The sequence below is a fragment of the Terribacillus jepli genome, from assembly GCF_047228925.1.
Classification (GTDB): Bacteria; Bacillota; Bacilli; order Bacillales; family Amphibacillaceae; genus Terribacillus.
Map to the genome: position 1 here is coordinate 16,745 of NZ_JBFEGH010000021.1, position 16,749 is coordinate 33,493.

Below are 16,749 nucleotides of genomic sequence, written 5' to 3' on the forward strand. Positions count from 1 at the left end.
AATGGGGTTTTTCTTTGCGTAAATCTAATCTTCCGAAGACGGACTGGCTATTGCTCTCTTCCATCGGGGGCTTGCTGACAATCGGTATCATCATGGTATACAGTGCTTCTGCAATATGGGCGGAATATAAATTCGACGATAGCTTCTTTTTTGCCAAACGGCAGCTGTTGTTTGCCGGAGTGGGGATCGGAGCGATGTTGGTCATTTCCAGGGTGCATTATGAAAATTGGCGGAGATATGCAAAGGTACTTCTCCTGATTTGTTTCATTTTACTTATCGCCGTCCTGATCCCCGGTATCGGAATGGTTCGCGGCGGTGCACGGAGCTGGATCGGGATAGGCGCGTTCAGTATCCAGCCTTCTGAATTCACCAAGCTGGGATTGATCATCTATTTGGCGGTCTATCTGTCGGCTAAACAGAAATATATAACCTCCTTGAAAGAAGGCTTCCTGCCATCACTCTTGCTCGTATTTACGGCATTCGGAATGATCATGCTCCAGCCGGATCTAGGAACTGGTGTCGTGCTTGTGCTTACATGCATGGTGATGATTCTGGTCAGCGGAGCCAGGATCTCCCACTTTGTCGGTTTGGGTATTATAGGTTTAGCTGCTTTTGCAGCACTGATTTTGTCAGCACCATACCGTATTCAGCGCATTACCGCTTTTTTGGATCCGTGGGAAGACCCTTTGGGCGAAGGCTTTCAAATCATCCAATCCCTTTATGCAATCGGTCCAGGAGGGCTGATGGGGCTCGGTCTAGGGAACAGCCTGCAGAAATTTTTCTATCTGCCGGAGCCGCAGACGGATTTCATTTTTGCCATTTTAGCAGAGGAGCTCGGCTTCATAGGTGGTGCTGGCGTCATGCTGCTTTTCCTGCTGTTTTTATGGCGTGGCATCCAAGTTGCACTCCGGGCCCCTGATGGTTTCAGCAGCTTGCTGGCATTGGGCATCACTGGAATGATTGCAATTCAATGCATGATCAATATCAGTGTCGTAATCGGCTTGATTCCGGTCACCGGCATTACGCTGCCGTTCTTGAGCTATGGGGGATCGTCGCTTACACTTACTTTGAGTTCCGTCGGAATACTATTGAATGTCAGCAGATATAGTAAACTTTAAAAGTTAGTATGGGCAACAGGAAAATAGGATGGCGTAGTGCAGATTTAACCTTTGAGCATCGGACGAAATGAAAAAATGCAATATATTAAAAAATTCGCGCAATTACCATTGACTTTTTAAGGTGGTGCGCGTATCATTAAAAACAATTTCATACAGTTCTTATCAAGAGAAGCCGAGGGACTGGCCCGATGAAGCTTCAGCAACCTCTGACAATGTCAGAAAGGTGCTAAATCCAGCAAGATTAAATTCTTGGAAGATAAGAGTGCGGACGATAATATCAAGCTCTCTTTTCTTCGGAAAAGAGAGCTTTTTTCGTTTAGTCACTCTACTACAAAAAAAGGAGAAAAGACAAAATGACAGACATTATCATTCTATCAGGAAGTCCGTCCAAACACTCACGATCGCAGCTGGCAGCAGCTTATGCGGGGAAACTTGCCAAAGAGCAGGGTTATACAGTCAAGGAGATCCGGGTGATTGATTTTGCTCCGGAAGATTTGCTTTATGCAAGGTTTGATAGTCCGCAAATCGTGGAGGCTGGCCTGTCTGTGAAGAACGCGAAAGGATTGATCATCGCTTCACCGGTATATAAAGCATCGTACAGCGGCATATTGAAGGCTTTACTCGATTTACTTCCTCAGGAGGCGTTTAAAACCATACCGGTACTTCCAATCATGACAGGCGGCAGCTCGGCACATTTGCTTGCGATAGATTATGCGTTTAAACCGCTCATCGCCAATTTAAAAGGGGAGCCACTCCAAGGAGTATATGTATGTGACCACCATATCAACAAAGACAACCCAGAGCAGCCGATTGCAGATAAGGAAACAGCTGACAGAATCAAAACGCAGACAAATCAGCTTGTAGATGTGATCCGCCGTAACCTTGCCGCCAGCGCAGTGAAGTGAGGTGGCAGGGCGATGGGGTCAAAGAAAATGCTGTTTGGTATACCGATTCAAGTAATCGGCGGGTTGCTTGCAATCCTTATCTTCATGACCGGTGATGGCATCGAACAGGCTTTTCTGTCTAAGTATGTAGTTGACATTGGCTTTACGACCAATCAGTCGGCAATTATGTTCAGTGCTTACGGCATTGTACTTACATTCGCTTCTTGGCTTGCCGGTGTACTTGGGGAGGTCATCGGACCGCGCAAGACAATGCTGATTGGGCTGGTAACATGGGTGGTTTTCGAAATCGGTTTTCTGTATCTTGGTCTTTATTTAGAAAACTTTTCGATGATGGTGCTCATGTATGGTCTGCGTGGTATTGGCTATCCGCTGTTTGCCTTTGCTTTTATCGTATGGATTGCCTATCGTACCGAGAAGCAAAAGCTAGCAACGGCAATGGGCTGGTTTTTCTTTATGTTCGCTGGCGGAATAGGATTTCTTGGTTCCTATTATCCAAGTATCCTGCTTCCATTCATCGGAGAGATGGCAACACTGTGGAGTTCCCTTATCTGGATTATTCTTGGGGGAATTCTAGGTGTTGTATTGGTGGATGACAAAGATCGGCAAGGGCTTAGAATTCAGGATCAGCTTAAAGAAAATAAATGGGCTGAAGCCTTGAAGGGGATCACGATCCTTTGGGAAAGTCCTCGGGTTGCTGCCGGCGGTCTGCTTCGGACAATCAATACTGCTGGATGGTATGGTTTTGTTGTTGTCATGCCGGGCTTTTTCACTAGTTTCTTAGATATTTCAACGAGTCAATGGCTGCAGCTTTGGGCTATTCAGTCAGTCAGCAATATGGCGACCGGGGTCTTATTCGGAATGCTCGGCGATCGGATCGGCTGGGTCAAGGTAGTCCGCTGGTACGGCTGTGTGGGAGCTGCTGTCTGTTCGCTGCTTTACTACTACATTCCGGTAGCCTTCGGAGCAAACATCCCACTGCTTATACTGAACGCTATTCTTTTCGGTGCAGCCATTGCAGCCTTTGTCCCGCTGTCGGCCATCCTGCCGACACTTGCCCCTGCCAATCGCGGAGCAGCGATTTCAGTACTTAATTTAGGAGCCGGAGCCAGTCAATTCCTTGGGCCGGTGCTTGTCGGGATACTGAACAATTACATGGGCATTATCGGTGTTGTGTGGGGATTTGCAATTCTTTATGCGCTTAGTTTTCTGTTGACGCCATTTCTAGCTCCTGCTGCAAGAGCGCAAATACATGCGATGGAAGAGCTTGCCGTCAGATAACCAAAGGGGGATTACCAAATGACAAACAAACGGATTTACCTGAATGCATTTGATATGAATTGCGTTGGACATCAATCACCTGGGGTGTGGACACACCCTGAAGATCAAGCGCATCGCTACAAGGACTTGGATTATTGGACGGAACTTGCGCAAATATTGGAGCGCGGTCATTTTGATGCATTATTTTTGGCTGATGTACTGGGCACATATGATGTCCACCAAAACTCACGTGATGGAGCAGTCCGCCAGGCTGCCCAGGTGCCGGTCAATGACCCGCTGCTTGTCGTGCCGGCGATGGCGCAAGTCACAAAGCATTTAGGGTTTGGGATCACGGCATCTGTCACCTATGAGCATCCGTACAGCTTTGCACGACGGGTAACCACATTGGACCACTTAACAAAAGGCAGGGTCGGCTGGAATATTGTCACTTCCTATTTGGAAAGTGCGGCAAAAAATCTTGGTCTGGATACTCAAATCAGGCATGACGAGCGCTACAACATTGCAGAGGAATATGTGGAGGTGTGCTATAAGCTATGGGAAGGCAGCTGGGAAGAGGATGCCGTCGTTCGTGATACGAAACGAAAAGTGTACACTGATCCTGATAAGGTACATGATATTCATCACAAGGGCACATATTACAGTGTGCCCGGAGCCCATTTGTCTGAGCCATCGCCGCAGCGGACACCGGTATTATTCCAAGCAGGTTCATCATTGAAAGGACGTACATTTGCAGCTAAGCATGCGGAATGTGTCTTTATCAGTACGCCAACGATCACCGTGACAAAGAGCTATGTTGATAAACTTCGTGAAGAGACGAAACGTCAAGGGCGTGATCCAGAGGAAATAAAAGTGATGAGTCTTTTTACACCGATTGTAGCGGAGACAGAGAAAGCGGCGCGGGAGAAATTGGCTGACTATCGAAGGCATGCAAGCTATGAAGGAGGTCTAGTGTTGCTCGGAGGCTGGACCGGCATTGATTTTTCTGAATACGATCCGGACGAGGAGCTTCGTTTTGTCGAGAATGAAGCGATTCACTCGGCAGTGGAGATATTCACGAAAATTGATCCGAATAAAAAATGGACTGTCCGTGAAGTGGCCGAGTTTGTAGGTGTCGGCGGAATGGGACCCGTAGTTGCCGGAACACCGGAGCAAGTTGCGGATATGATGGAGGACTGGGTGGAACAGACCGGCGTAGATGGCTTCAATATTGCCTACGCAGTGACTCCTGGAACATTTAAAGATCTAGCTGATCATGTAGTACCGATTCTACAGGAACGGGGCAGAATCAGGGAGAAATATGAAGGTAATACGCTGCGTGAGAATTTAAGCGGAAGCAGCAGACTGCCCGGACACCATCCAGCACGACAGATTGGTAGAGTAGTTCAGGAACAAGGAAAGCAAACGGTATAACGTCATGGATAATAAACATACACAACAATTAGCGTCCATTCATTCACTGATTGATGAAGTAATTGAACAAACAATTGCTCCTTCTGCAGATCAAACTGATAGAGAAAGTGTTTTTCCGAAAGCGAATATGCGGGCGCTTGCAGCAAAAGGGCTGAATGGTATTTTGCTACCGCAAGACCTTGGAGGTCTTGCTGCAGGCTACGAAGCATTTTCCGTTATAGTGGAGAAAATTGCATCACATTGTCCATCCACCGGTCTTGTTTATACCATGCACGTAGAAGCAGCCGATGCCATTTACCGATTCGGCACAGAGGAACAGTACGAGAAGTGGCTGATACCTGTACAAGATGGCTGGTTTGGCACAACCTCCACAAGCGAAAGGGCCTCCGGTGGCAGGTACTGGATAAATACAAGCAAAGCGAAACGAACACAAGATGGATATGAGCTGAATCTGGAAAAATCATTTACGACCAGCAGCGGTTATGCTGATTTTTATATTATCCAAACCGGGACTCCAGATAACGTATCAGCTGATGATTTGAGTTACTTCATCATTGAAGGGTCCGATCCTGGTTTAAGCTGGGGAAGCTGGGATGCCCTCGGTGTAAAAGGAAATCATAGCTCATCGCTGACATTGAGCAGCGTGCAGGTGCCAAAGGAAAATTTGCTCGGGGCCGAGGGGGCTGGCAGGTCCATTGTAGAAGGGAGTATTGCTTATTTGCTCGGGTTGGGTTCTGTTTGGACAGGACTGGCTGGAGGAATAGTAGAAGAAATCACAACGTACTGCAAGCGTAATCATCACCGAGATATTGGTAAGAGCCTTGGTGATTACCAGGTTATACGAGCTTTGCTTGCCAAAGCCGTGATTCGGCATAAAAGCCTCACTGCCTGGTTGAATCAGCTTCGTATTGAAATTGATCAGCAGCTCGACCGCGGTTTGGATAAGCTTCATCCTGCCACCCAGCAGGATTTACTGTCATTCAAGATTCATGCTTCGGAAATGGTAAATGAGATTGCACAAATCGCAATGGACATTACCGGTGGGTACGGTTATAAAATTGGTAAGCTGGAAAGGTTTTACCGTGATGCCAGAGCGGGTATTGTAATGGGTCCTTCCAACAATTTAGCCCGTGACATTCTGGCAAAGCAGATTGTAGGAATATCGGATGATTTGTGGGAAGAAACCTCCTGATTCGAGGTTTCTTTTTTCTTTACTCTGCCATGTTCTGTCATATACGCGATTAAAGAAGGGGCTTAATAGTGGCTGTGGCTATATTTACCACGAGAAAAAAACAAGGCTTGACCGACAAAACGGAGCTCGCAGAAACGAATGTCATGATAGAATAGGGGAGAAAGGCAGAAGAGAAAATTATAATTGATAGAAACAGAGGCAAACGATAGTAGATGGATGAAGTTTTATTTCTTGACCATTGAAGAAGGAGATTGGCAACTTTTTATGTAATTAGGTAAAGACACCTTTTTTGAAGGGGATTTGTTTACAAATTATTGGGTACAGACTTTTTCCATTATACGAATGTGTTATAATTTTATAATTACAATACAAGCAGTTTTTGACTGTACAGCATAGGAAGAAGAGGAAATGAGCGAAAAAAAGAAAATTGTTTCCATCGAGGACCGTATTCCGAAATTAAAACAAGCAAGGAAAAAGAAGGCGAATAGACGGCTGATATTCTACTTGTCTATCTTCTTTGTACTTATCTCCATCATTGTCTACTTGCAATCACCGCTTAGCAATATTCATCGTTTGGAAGTAAAAGGGAATGATTTCCTTCCGGAAGAGACGATTATCCAAAGCAGCGGCTTGACGACTTCGGATAATATGTGGCGGATTGACAAGGATGAAGCAATCAAGCGAATAGAAGAGAATGAGGAAGTCGAGAAAGTGTCTATAAGCCGAAGCTTTCCGGCCACTGTTACAATCAAGGTATCGGAGCTCGGGAGGGTAGGTTATCTGCAGCTGGACGGCAGTTATCGTGCGCTGCTTACGAATGGAAGTATTTCAGAAAAGAAATGGGACCAGCCAAAGTCCGATGCCCCGATACTCTATGGCTTTTCGGATGATAAATATCTGGATGAGATGGCGGAAGAACTTGACCAGCTGCCAGCATCGATTACGAGGCTCATTTCAGAGATACACTACAAGCCTACCGAAGACAATCAATACGTCATTCAGTTATTCATGAATGATGGAATGGAAGTTCAAGGAACGATCCGTACATTTGCCACAAACATGGAGGCTTATCCAAGCATTGCAGCACAGCTTGATCCAGAAGTCGATGGTGTACTCCATATGGGAGTCGGCACTTATTTCGAGCCTGCGGAGAAGAAAAAAGAAGATGGTGAGCAAGAAGAAGGTCAATAAGCAGAAATTCATGGTATTTTGCTAGTTTATGTAGAATAAACGCGCTATATGCGGTATAGTCGAATCAAATACGAGTATATTAGGCTGAATTCTTACAGAATGTCGTTTTTTAGACAAAATTTCTCGTGAAATTTGTTATAATTATGCGTGTCTCAATTCAAATGTTAATTATGAAACGAAAATGTAAAAACAATGCTGGGCGACATGTCTCTAGGATTAGGAGGTGCCTTACGTGAACAACAGTGAAATTTTAGTCAGCTTAGATGTAGGAACATCAAAAATTAAAGTGATTATCGGGGAAGTTTTCCAGGATTCCCTTAACATAATCGGTGTCGGTACGGCAAAATCAAATGGTTTGAAAAAAGGCGCCATCGTTGATATCGATCAGACCGTCCAATCAATCCGGAATGCTGTCGAGCAAGCCGAGCGGATGGTGGGCATGCAAATCGAGCGCGTGGTCGTCGGTGTGAATGGCAATCAAATTCAGCTGCAATCCTGTCATGGGGTAGTTGCTGTTTCCAGTGAAACAAGGGAAATAGACGATGAAGATGTTGCACGTGTAATCGATGCAGCACAAGTGGTATCCATTCCGCCTGAGAGGGAAATCGTCGATGTCATTCCGAAGCAATTCATTGTGGATGGCCTGGATGGTATCAATGACCCGCGCGGCATGATCGGTGTACGATTAGAAATGGAAGGAACCATCATTACGTGTTCCCGAACAGTCTTACATAATCTATTGAAATGCGTCGAGAGAGCCAACCTAGAAGTGATGGATATATGTCTGCAGCCTTTGGCTGCAGGGGCTGTCGCACTTTCGGAAGATGAAAAGAGCCTTGGTGTAGGCTTGATCGACATTGGCGGGGGCAATACGACTGTCTCTGTGTTTGGCGATGGCCAGTTGATGGCGACGAGTGTCGTCCCGCTTGGCGGTGACAATATCAGCAAGGATATATCGATTGGGCTGAAGACTTCCTCGGAAGAAGCAGAAGAAATCAAGATTGGATATGGACATGCCTTCTATGATGATGCGAGAGAGGAAGAAACATTCGAAGCTTCCATCATCGGCAGCAATAAAAAACAGACTTTTTCGCAGCTGGATGTCGCTGATATCGCAGAAGCCCGTGTAGAGGAAATCTTTGCATACGCAGACAGTGAGATCAAGCGTATGGGCTTCCCTGAACTTCCAGGGGGGTACGTCCTCACTGGCGGGGCATCCATGATGCCTGGTATGCTGGAGCTTGCGCAGGATTGTTTCCAAGCGAATGTGAGACTTGCGATCCCGGATTATCTTGGAGTCAGGGAACCGCAGTTCACCAGCGCCGTAGGAATCTTGCAATTTGCCTATCGGAATGCGAGAATACAAGGTAAGGAAATCTTCTCTGCTGTATCAGAGGGAGACTTCGATGAACCGGATGGAAGACCGGCGAAACCTACCAAATCAGAAAAGAAAAAAGGCGAAGAAAAAAAGAAGGAATCAGGTATTGCCAACCTGTTCAAGTACTTTTTCGATTAAGACAGACACGTCAACTAGGGATTTTAAGGGAGACGGTTTGTAAATAGGAGGACGTTAAGATGTTAGAGTTTGACACAAATATGGAAACATTGGCTACGATAAAAGTCATCGGCGTCGGCGGGGGCGGAAGCAACGCCGTCAACCGGATGATCGAACATGGCGTCCAAGGCGTCGAATTCATTGCGGTGAACACCGATTCACAAGCATTGAATCTATCAAAAGCAGATGTCAAGATGCAAATTGGTGCAAAATTGACGCGCGGACTTGGTGCAGGTGCCAATCCGGAAGTTGGCCGCAAAGCCGCTGAGGAAAGCAAAGAACAGATCCAGGAAGCGCTGCAAGGTGCCGACATGGTATTTGTCACAGCAGGTATGGGAGGCGGAACCGGTACGGGTGCTGCCCCAGTTATCGCACAAGTAGCCAAGGAGCTCGGTGCTTTGACAGTAGGAATCGTGACACGTCCTTTCTCATTCGAGGGACGGAAGCGTCAGACTCAGGCATTAGCAGGTACAGACGCGCTCAAAGGCAGCGTTGATACACTGATCGTCATCCCGAATGACCGCTTGCTTGAAATCGTCGATAAAAATACTCCGATGCTTGAAGCATTCCGTGAAGCGGATAATGTCCTTCGCCAAGGTGTACAAGGCATTTCCGAATTGATTGCCGTACCTGGTCTGATCAATGTCGACTTTGCTGACGTGAAAACAATCATGGCTGATAAAGGGTCTGCCCTTATGGGTATCGGAATCGCGACGGGTGAGAACCGGGCAACGGAAGCAGCCAAGAAAGCCATCAGCTCTCCATTGCTTGAAACATCGATTGATGGGGCACACGGTGTCTTGATGAATATTTCAGGTGGTACGAACTTGAGCCTGTATGAAGTACAGGAAGCTGCCGACATCGTAACTAGTGCAGCTGATCAGGAAGTGAACGTGATCTTCGGTTCCGTCATCAATGAAGATTTGAAAGACGAAATCGTTGTGACTGTCATCGCGACAGGTTTCGATGAAGCGCAGATTCAACAAGCGATGAATGCACCTCGTCCGAAAGCACGTCCGGCCCAGAAGGAAACACAAAGCACGCAGCAGCCAGCTACAACGGAAAGAAGAAGAGAGCGTGAGGAATTGCGCCGGGAAACACCATCTCCACAGCCGCGCAAACAGGAAGAGGATACGTTGGATATCCCGACATTCCTTCGTAATCGCAACCGCAGAAAATAATTCTTAAAGGATAGCATCCTATGATGCTATCCTTTTTTTTATGCTGAAAAATGTTAGACAAATTAGGCGGAAAATACATAAAAATAGTGCGGCTTAGCATGCATAAACTGACAGTATTTGAATCAGCTCTCCGTTATACTAGCTTCATCTATTAAAGGAGAAAGGAAGAGCTGACGTGACAATCTATCTGGATGCCGTCTGGACACTCAACTTGTTTTTGGACTGGCTGCTGCTGCTTTGTACGCTTGCGATTGCCAGGATACAAGTACCTAAGTTTCGTATTTTTACAGGCGCCATCGTTGCATCACTAATAGTTCCGGTGACTGTCTTTTTTCCAGAAAGCTTTCTTACCCATCCGATGGGTAAATTACTTTATTCGGTACTCATCATCTGGACAGCATTCGGTTTTCGGTCGATCACTCGCTTCTTGAAACTGCTGCTGCTTTTTTATTTCGTTACCTTTGCAGCAGGTGGGAGCCTGTTCGCCTTTCACTATATGCTGCAGACTCAAGCTGCATTCACACCTGCCTCCTTCTTGACGGTAAGTACAGGATATGGTGATCACGTCAGCTGGTTGTTCGTAGCCATCATGTTTCCGGTCGCATTGTATTTTACGAAAAGCAGGATGGACAAGCAGCGTTTTGAGCAGTTCCGATATGATCAGCTGCATGTCGTTCAAGTGAGCATCAATGGCATTTCACATAAGACAGACGGATTCATCGATAGCGGGAATCACCTGTCTGATCCGTTGACGAAGCGGCCTGTCGTTATCTGTGATCAACATTTTTTGAGAAACTGGTTCACTGAAGAAGACTGGCAGCTGCTGGCTCAAGCAAACAACAATTTGGATTTGGATCTGCTGCCAAAGGATTGGCCTTATGAATTTTCCGTCGTTCCATATCAAGGTGTTAATGGGGAAGGAGCACTTATGCTTGTATTGAAGCCGGATAGTATTTTGATTGAATTGGATCAAACGATAATCGAAACAGATCGGGTCTGGATTGGTATTCAATTCGGTAATCTGACAACGGATCATCGGTATCACTGTTTGCTCCATCCGTCACTTGTACATGATGCCAGCACGCAAGCAGGCTAAGAAGAAGGGAGAAAAACATGGGTAAAAGAGCATGGAAGCTGAAAATATGGTGGTATAAGATTCTTGTCAAATTAGGTATCAAACGGAAAGAAATCTATTACATTGGCGGCAGCGAGGCATTACCTCCACCCTTGTCAAAAGAAGAAGAGTTCAAATTGCTTCAGCTCCTGCCAACTGGCGATAAATCGGCTAGGGCAATGCTTATCGAACGGAATCTGCGTTTGGTAGTCTATATCGCAAGGAAGTTTGAAAATACCGGTATCAATATTGAAGATTTGATCAGTATCGGAACAATTGGTTTGATAAAGGCAGTGAACACTTTCAATCCGGAAAAGAAAATCAAGCTGGCGACGTATGCTTCCCGCTGTATCGAAAATGAGATTCTTATGTACCTGCGCAGGAACAGCAAGCTGAAATCGGAGATATCTTTCGATGAACCGCTGAATATCGATTGGGACGGTAATGAGCTGCTGTTGTCCGATGTTTTGGGAACAGATGATGATATCATCACGAAGGATATCGAGAAAAATGTAGACAAAAACTTGTTAAAGAAAGCATTGGAACAACTGAATGACAGGGAAAAGCAAATCATGGAGCTGCGTTTTGGGCTTGTCGGGCAAGAAGAAAAGACCCAAAAGGATGTTGCCGATATGCTTGGCATTTCCCAATCCTATATTTCCCGTCTGGAAAAGAAAATCATCCGCAGACTGCAAAAAGAATTTAATAAAATGCTATAAACCTTACTGGTGCCTGTATTTGTCCTTCTCGGACAATGACAGGCACTTTTTGTCTTTGCATAAAAAAATTCCCGAGGGGAGATACTGTGCTTGCATCGCATCTTCAATCGGGAGGTCAAGGAACATGTCGAGACAGAAAGTTGAAATATGTGGGGTAGATACTTCAAAACTGCCAGTACTCAAAAATGAGGAAATGAAAAAGCTATTCATCCGCATGCAGCAAGAAGACGACATTTCAGCCCGCGAAGAACTCGTCAATGGGAATCTACGCCTCGTGCTCAGCGTGATCCAGCGCTTCAATAACCGAGGGGAATATGTCGACGATCTTTTTCAAGTAGGCTGTATCGGACTAATGAAATCCATTGATAATTTCGATTTGAAGCATAATGTGCGTTTTTCTACATACGCAGTGCCGATGATCATTGGGGAGATCCGCCGCTACTTAAGAGACAATAATCCGATTCGTGTGTCCCGTTCTTTGCGTGATACAGCATACAAAGCTTTGCAAGTAAGGGAGCAGCTGATCGCAAAGACATCGAAAGATCCGACAACAGCAGAGATTGCTGCTGAGCTTGGCGTACAACCTTCTGACATCACATTTGCCATGGATGCCATCCAGGATCCGGTGTCTTTATTCGAGCCGATTTATAACGATGGGGGCGATCCGATCTTCGTATTGGACCAGCTGCGCAGCGAATCGGAGAACGATGCAGCCTGGCTGGATAACCTATCGATTAAAGAAGGCATGCACCGCTTGAACGAGCGGGAGAAAATGATACTGAATAAGCGCTTCTTCCAAGGAAAGACCCAAATGGAAGTTGCCGATGAAATCGGTATATCGCAAGCACAAGTATCACGGCTGGAGAAAGCTGCAATCGAAGAGATGAATAAGCAAATGTTCGAATGAAAGACACCTGACTCAGGTGTCTTTTTTTATGTTTGGATGCTAATTGTCGGGCTTGGCCGCATAGACTAGAAAAAAGCAGCAAAGGGGTTAAGTAATATGACGCTTACCGAATTGCAGATGAAAGATATAATTTTGATGGAAAACGGGAAAAAGGTAGGGAATGTATCCGATTTGGAAATCAATGAACAGAATGGCCACATATCGGCGATAATCGTGACACTCCGTGGGAAAATGATGGGGCTATTCGGCAAGGAAGAAGAATTGGTCGTACCGTGGAATCAAATCATTACAATCGGGACGGATGTCATTTTGATCAAAAGTCCTGAACAAGCATCGGTAACGGAGGAAGCAAGTAAGTAATCTTGTACAGAAACAGACGGAAATATGGTACTATAAAAGCAATCAGAGGAGTGGGTACCATATGAAGGAAACAGCTTCCCGTCTGGATAGGCTGTATATGGAGCTTGGCGGATGGTCGGCTCCTGACAGCATCGTCAGCGGGATAACAACAAAATACAACGGTGTCAGCAAAGCACCTTTTGATAGTCTGAATATGGGACTGCATGTCGGCGATGAACCAAAGGATGTCATCCAAAACCGTGAGCTGCTTGCAGATGTGATTCAGTTTCCATTGGATCAATGGGTCTTGGGGGAACAAGTCCATGGTACGGAAATAACAGTCGTCACAAAACAGGAAGCTGGCCGGGGCAGCAGGGATTTGACCGACAGTCTGCCGGCAGTGGATGGTCTGATCACCAAGGAAAAAGGGATACTCCTTTCGGCATTTTTTGCTGACTGCGTGCCGCTTTATTTTTTCGACGCTACTAGCGGATGGATTGGAATGGCGCATGCCGGCTGGCGCGGAACCGTCGCCGATATGGCAGGGAAAATGGTGGAGGCGCTTTGCGCACAAGGAGCTGACAGGAATAATCTGCAAGCGATGATCGGACCGTGCATATCCAAACAACGGTATGAAGTCGATGATCGAATCGTGCAGCAGATTCCCGTGCAATTCCACAAGAAAGTGCTGGAGTCACGCGGTGAGGAGCGATACCAGCTCGATTTGCAGGAACTCAACCGGCTTTATTTGCAGCAAGCAGGTATCGCATATGGGAATATACTGACAGCAGCTTACTGTACATATGATTCCCCGGAATTTTATTCGCATCGGGAAGATCAAGGAAAAACCGGCAGAATGATCGGTTTTATCGGGATGAAAGAGGAGCAAGTATGAATACTGTACAACAGAATCTGAAACTGATCAGGGAGGATATCAGCTCGGCAGCGGCCAAATCGGGCCGAAAAACCGAGGATATAACCCTCCTTGCCGTTACGAAATATGTTACAATTGAACGAACAAAAGAAGCTGTCGATGCTGGTATTGTCGATTTGGGCGAGAACCGGATCGAGGGCTTTCTAGAGAAGCAGGCGGCAATCGGGGACGAAGCCATTTGGCATTTCATCGGAAGTCTGCAATCCAGGAAAGTGAAAGAAGTCATCAATCAAGTGGATTATCTGCATGCACTCGACAGGCTTTCATTGGCAAAGGAAATACAGAAAAGGGCAGCCAAGAAGATCAAGTGCTTCGTCCAGGTCAATGTAAGTGCAGAAGCAACCAAATCCGGCGTATCACCAGCTGAAACACTCGCTTTCATCCAGGAACTTGCAGCATATCCGGCAATTGAGGTTGTCGGCCTGATGACAATGGCACCCAATACTCAGGATGAAGATGTGCTCCGCAGTGTTTTCAGCGGATTGAGACAGCTGCGTGATGAAGCTGCGGCTCAAAATATGTCCCATGCACCCTGCACATTGTTATCCATGGGAATGAGTAATGATTACAAAATTGCAATAGAAGAAGGAGCGACTCACGTCAGAGTAGGCTCTGCCCTTGTAGGTCCATATTAATAAGCGAGGTGAAGAATATGAGTTTCAAGAATAAGATGAAAAATTTCTTTACTGTGGATGATGAGGAATATGAATACGTCGAGGAACAGCCTGAAGAACAGGAAGAAATCGAACCGTACCGTCAAAGCGGACGTAACCAGAATCAGAACGTCGTGAGCTTGAAAAGTGTACAATCATCTTCCAAAGTCGTTCTTTGTGAGCCGAGGACTTATAATGAAGCACAGGAAATCGCTGATCATGTTGTGAACAGAAGGGCAGTGGTGCTCAATTTGCAGCGTGTTGACCATCACCAAGCTAAGCGGATCGTTGATTTTCTGAGCGGTACCGTCTACGCGGTTAATGGAGATATCCAGAAGCTGGGCAGCCAGACCTTCCTGTGTGCTCCGGACAATATAGAACTGACCGGTAGTATATCCGATATGCTGGAGGAACAAGATGATTATAATAAGAGGTGGTAGAAGCAGATGCTTTGGAGCATAATTCAGACAGCCTTCACAGTCTATTCTTTGGCATTGATTGTCTATATTTTGATGTCTTGGTTCCCTGGAGCTAGACAATCGGCATTTGGTGAAATCCTTGGAAGAATCTGTGAACCTTATCTTGAAGTATTCAGGCGGTTCATTCCGCCGCTAGGCATGATCGATATTTCTCCCATCGTGGGAATCTTAGTCCTGCGGTTAGCGGAAAGTGGATTAAGAACTATTTACTTTATGATTTTCTAATGATGAGGTGTACAACTCGACGTGAGTATCTATCAGCATTACCGGGAAGAGGAACGTCCTTTCATCGACCAGATCCTATCCTGGATGGAACAAGTGGAACGCCAGTATCAGCCTCGGGTTACCGACTTTTTGGATCCACGGGAACAGCTGATTTTCCAGCAGCTGCTAAGCGGCCAGCCCGAACTGCAGTGGGCTTTTTCAGGCGGATCCGAAAATGCGGAAAGAAAGCGGGGTCTCATAGCTCCGATATATGACAATATCACACCGGAGGATTTCAGCATCGAATTGCTCGAAGCTGCCTATCCCGCTAAATTCGTCACGCTTGAACATCGTGATGTGATGGGGTCTTTCCTTTCCCTTGGCATCGATCGCAAAAAACTGGGCGATATCAGTGTGAGTGATGGCGTGATCCAGCTTTTCACTACTTCGGACATCGCTGCCTACATACATGCGAATCTCTTGGAGATTAAACGGGCAAAGGTATCATGGGATTCGGTCGATCCTGCGAGATTCAGTCCGGAAAAGCTGGAGTGGGTGAACATGGAAGCTACCGTATCTTCGCTCAGATTGGACGCCGTCATGAAGGAGCTCTACCGGATGTCGAGGCAGCAGGCTGCCGAACGCATTCAAAAAGGCCTCGTCAAAGTCAACTTCAGGACTGTCGAAGACGTCAGCTATCAGCTGGCTGAAGGCGACCTCATTTCCCTGCGCGGCAAAGGACGAGGAAAGCTTGCACAAGTAAAAGGTACAACCAAGAAGGACAAGCAGCGTATCACACTGGAAAAATTAAAGTAGCCGAAACGGCTGTTTTATGCTATCTTTGTCGAATAACAGCTATTATAGATCTTTTAACAGGAGGTGGCCGTCGTGCCATTAACACCTTTGGATATCCACAATAAAGAGTTCGCCCGCGGATTCCGCGGTTATGATGAAGATGATGTAAACGACTTCCTCGACAGGGTGATCAAGGATTATGAGATCATCATCCGTGAGAAGAAGGATTTGGAAGAACGGGTCCAGCAGCTGGAAGAACGTCTTGGTCATTTCAATAATATCGAGACGACTTTGAACAAATCGATTCTTGTAGCGCAGGAAACTGCAGAAGAAGTGAAGGGCAACGCAATGAAAGAGTCCAAGCTGATCATCAAGGAAGCGGAGAAGAATGCCGACCGGATCATCAACGAGTCCCTCACGAAGTCACGCCAGATTGCCTTGGAAGTAGAGGAGCTCAAAAAGCAGGCGAAAGTATTCCGTACACGCTTGAAGATGCTTGTGGAAGCACAGCTTGAAATGATTGAAACGGATGATTGGGATGGTTTATTCGCGACCGAGGTAGCATATGAGCCTGAGGAAGAGACGGCGGAATAAAGTCCGCTTGACGTTTTTGGCAAACTTACATATAATTTTACTATTATAAGCAAACAATATGACCAAGATATAAAGACTGTGATCGGGACAGTAGGAAGTCCATACCGCTTTTAAAGCGAGCCAGGGAAGGTGGGAGCCTGGTACGGTATTTCTTCCGAATATCACCCGCTAGTTTCCATTC

The 16,749-nt window shown here is 46.2% G+C and carries 18 protein-coding genes, 1 riboswitch and 1 other annotated feature (1 of these 20 running past the window's edge); all 18 genes read left to right on the plus strand.

The genetic code is table 11. The features are described from left to right. Positions 1-14: 14 nt before the first annotated feature. The 18 genes from spoVE to AB1K91_RS18240 all read left to right on the plus strand — a co-directional run bounded on the left by spoVE (position 15) and on the right by AB1K91_RS18240 (position 16,568). Entirely contained in the window at positions 15-1,118 is a 1,104-nt protein-coding gene (spoVE, locus tag AB1K91_RS18155; RefSeq protein ID WP_413091897.1) for a stage V sporulation protein E, read from the plus strand. 156 nt (positions 1,119-1,274) lie between these two features. Further along, a riboswitch (SAM riboswitch) is annotated at positions 1,275-1,381 on the plus strand. A gap of 90 nt (positions 1,382-1,471) precedes the next feature. Next, a complete protein-coding gene (gene ssuE, locus AB1K91_RS18160) occupies positions 1,472-2,023 on the plus strand; it encodes an NADPH-dependent FMN reductase (RefSeq protein ID WP_413091899.1) in 552 nt (183 codons plus the stop codon). A 12-nt stretch (positions 2,024-2,035) separates the two neighbouring features. Next, positions 2,036-3,301, plus strand: coding sequence for an MFS transporter (locus tag AB1K91_RS18165; RefSeq protein ID WP_413091901.1), 1,266 nt, complete (start codon positions 2,036-2,038; stop codon positions 3,299-3,301). Between the two features lie 18 nt (positions 3,302-3,319). Next, positions 3,320-4,711, plus strand: a complete 1,392-nt coding sequence (locus AB1K91_RS18170; RefSeq protein WP_413091903.1) for an LLM class flavin-dependent oxidoreductase — start codon at positions 3,320-3,322, stop codon at positions 4,709-4,711. Positions 4,712-4,715: 4 nt separating this feature from the next. Further along, positions 4,716-5,903, plus strand: coding sequence for an acyl-CoA dehydrogenase family protein (locus AB1K91_RS18175; RefSeq protein ID WP_413091905.1), 1,188 nt, complete (start codon positions 4,716-4,718; stop codon positions 5,901-5,903). 408 nt (positions 5,904-6,311) lie between these two features. Further along, positions 6,312-7,094 carry a cell division protein FtsQ/DivIB gene (locus AB1K91_RS18180; RefSeq protein WP_413091907.1) on the plus strand — a complete coding sequence of 261 codons (783 nt, stop codon included), beginning with the start codon at positions 6,312-6,314 and terminating at the stop codon, positions 7,092-7,094. Between the two features lie 232 nt (positions 7,095-7,326). Beyond that, the gene (ftsA, locus tag AB1K91_RS18185) at positions 7,327-8,610 is read left to right on the plus strand and encodes a cell division protein FtsA (RefSeq protein ID WP_413091908.1); all 1,284 of its coding nucleotides are present in this window, start codon (positions 7,327-7,329) and stop codon (positions 8,608-8,610) included. Positions 8,611-8,669: 59 nt separating this feature from the next. Then, positions 8,670-9,830 (plus strand): cell division protein FtsZ, encoded by a 1,161-nt coding sequence (gene ftsZ, locus AB1K91_RS18190; protein WP_413091910.1) that lies wholly within the window; start codon positions 8,670-8,672, stop codon positions 9,828-9,830. Positions 9,831-10,005: 175 nt separating this feature from the next. Further along, the gene (spoIIGA, locus tag AB1K91_RS18195; RefSeq protein WP_413091912.1) at positions 10,006-10,926 is read left to right on the plus strand and encodes a sigma-E processing peptidase SpoIIGA; all 921 of its coding nucleotides are present in this window, start codon (positions 10,006-10,008) and stop codon (positions 10,924-10,926) included. Between the two features lie 17 nt (positions 10,927-10,943). Beyond that, the gene (gene sigE / locus AB1K91_RS18200; RefSeq protein WP_413091913.1) at positions 10,944-11,663 is read left to right on the plus strand and encodes an RNA polymerase sporulation sigma factor SigE; all 720 of its coding nucleotides are present in this window, start codon (positions 10,944-10,946) and stop codon (positions 11,661-11,663) included. Between the two features lie 124 nt (positions 11,664-11,787). Beyond that, positions 11,788-12,570 carry an RNA polymerase sporulation sigma factor SigG gene (sigG, locus tag AB1K91_RS18205; RefSeq protein WP_413091915.1) on the plus strand — a complete coding sequence of 261 codons (783 nt, stop codon included), beginning with the start codon at positions 11,788-11,790 and terminating at the stop codon, positions 12,568-12,570. Between the two features lie 96 nt (positions 12,571-12,666). Next, positions 12,667-12,930 carry a YlmC/YmxH family sporulation protein gene (locus AB1K91_RS18210; RefSeq protein WP_413091916.1) on the plus strand — a complete coding sequence of 88 codons (264 nt, stop codon included), beginning with the start codon at positions 12,667-12,669 and terminating at the stop codon, positions 12,928-12,930. A 61-nt stretch (positions 12,931-12,991) separates the two neighbouring features. Continuing rightward, positions 12,992-13,804: a peptidoglycan editing factor PgeF gene (pgeF, locus tag AB1K91_RS18215; RefSeq protein WP_413091918.1), complete on the plus strand. Its 813-nt coding sequence runs from the start codon at positions 12,992-12,994 to the stop codon at positions 13,802-13,804. Continuing rightward, positions 13,801-14,478, plus strand: a complete 678-nt coding sequence (locus AB1K91_RS18220) for a YggS family pyridoxal phosphate-dependent enzyme (protein ID WP_413091919.1) — start codon at positions 13,801-13,803, stop codon at positions 14,476-14,478. Before pgeF ends, AB1K91_RS18220 begins: the two co-directional genes overlap by 4 nt. A gap of 17 nt (positions 14,479-14,495) precedes the next feature. Next, positions 14,496-14,936, plus strand: coding sequence for a cell division protein SepF (locus AB1K91_RS18225; protein ID WP_093726679.1), 441 nt, complete (start codon positions 14,496-14,498; stop codon positions 14,934-14,936). A gap of 6 nt (positions 14,937-14,942) precedes the next feature. Next, positions 14,943-15,200, plus strand: coding sequence for a YggT family protein (locus AB1K91_RS18230; protein ID WP_413091921.1), 258 nt, complete (start codon positions 14,943-14,945; stop codon positions 15,198-15,200). Positions 15,201-15,221: 21 nt separating this feature from the next. After that, positions 15,222-15,995 (plus strand): YlmH family RNA-binding protein, encoded by a 774-nt coding sequence (locus AB1K91_RS18235; RefSeq protein WP_413091923.1) that lies wholly within the window; start codon positions 15,222-15,224, stop codon positions 15,993-15,995. Between the two features lie 72 nt (positions 15,996-16,067). Next, the gene (locus tag AB1K91_RS18240; RefSeq protein ID WP_093726676.1) at positions 16,068-16,568 is read left to right on the plus strand and encodes a DivIVA domain-containing protein; all 501 of its coding nucleotides are present in this window, start codon (positions 16,068-16,070) and stop codon (positions 16,566-16,568) included. 69 nt (positions 16,569-16,637) lie between these two features. Beyond that, positions 16,638-16,749 (plus strand) — a binding site (T-box leader) (it continues 110 nt past the right edge of the window).

Bases quoted from the DNA above. Each gene is read 5' to 3' on its own strand.
- ssuE (WP_413091899.1), top strand. From the start codon at position 1,472: ATGACAGACATTATCATTCTATCAGGAAGTCCGTCCAAACACTCACGA.
- AB1K91_RS18165 (WP_413091901.1), top strand. From the start codon at position 2,036: ATGGGGTCAAAGAAAATGCTGTTTGGTATACCGATTCAAGTAATCGGC.
- AB1K91_RS18170 (WP_413091903.1), top strand. From the start codon at position 3,320: ATGACAAACAAACGGATTTACCTGAATGCATTTGATATGAATTGCGTT.
- AB1K91_RS18175 (WP_413091905.1), top strand. From the start codon at position 4,716: ATGGATAATAAACATACACAACAATTAGCGTCCATTCATTCACTGATT.
- AB1K91_RS18180 (WP_413091907.1), top strand. From the start codon at position 6,312: ATGAGCGAAAAAAAGAAAATTGTTTCCATCGAGGACCGTATTCCGAAA.
- ftsZ (WP_413091910.1), top strand. From the start codon at position 8,670: ATGTTAGAGTTTGACACAAATATGGAAACATTGGCTACGATAAAAGTC.
- sigE (WP_413091913.1), top strand. From the start codon at position 10,944: ATGGGTAAAAGAGCATGGAAGCTGAAAATATGGTGGTATAAGATTCTT.
- sigG (WP_413091915.1), top strand. From the start codon at position 11,788: ATGTCGAGACAGAAAGTTGAAATATGTGGGGTAGATACTTCAAAACTG.
- AB1K91_RS18210 (WP_413091916.1), top strand. From the start codon at position 12,667: ATGACGCTTACCGAATTGCAGATGAAAGATATAATTTTGATGGAAAAC.
- pgeF (WP_413091918.1), top strand. From the start codon at position 12,992: ATGAAGGAAACAGCTTCCCGTCTGGATAGGCTGTATATGGAGCTTGGC.
- AB1K91_RS18220 (WP_413091919.1), top strand. From the start codon at position 13,801: ATGAATACTGTACAACAGAATCTGAAACTGATCAGGGAGGATATCAGC.
- AB1K91_RS18225 (WP_093726679.1), top strand. From the start codon at position 14,496: ATGAGTTTCAAGAATAAGATGAAAAATTTCTTTACTGTGGATGATGAG.
- AB1K91_RS18230 (WP_413091921.1), top strand. From the start codon at position 14,943: ATGCTTTGGAGCATAATTCAGACAGCCTTCACAGTCTATTCTTTGGCA.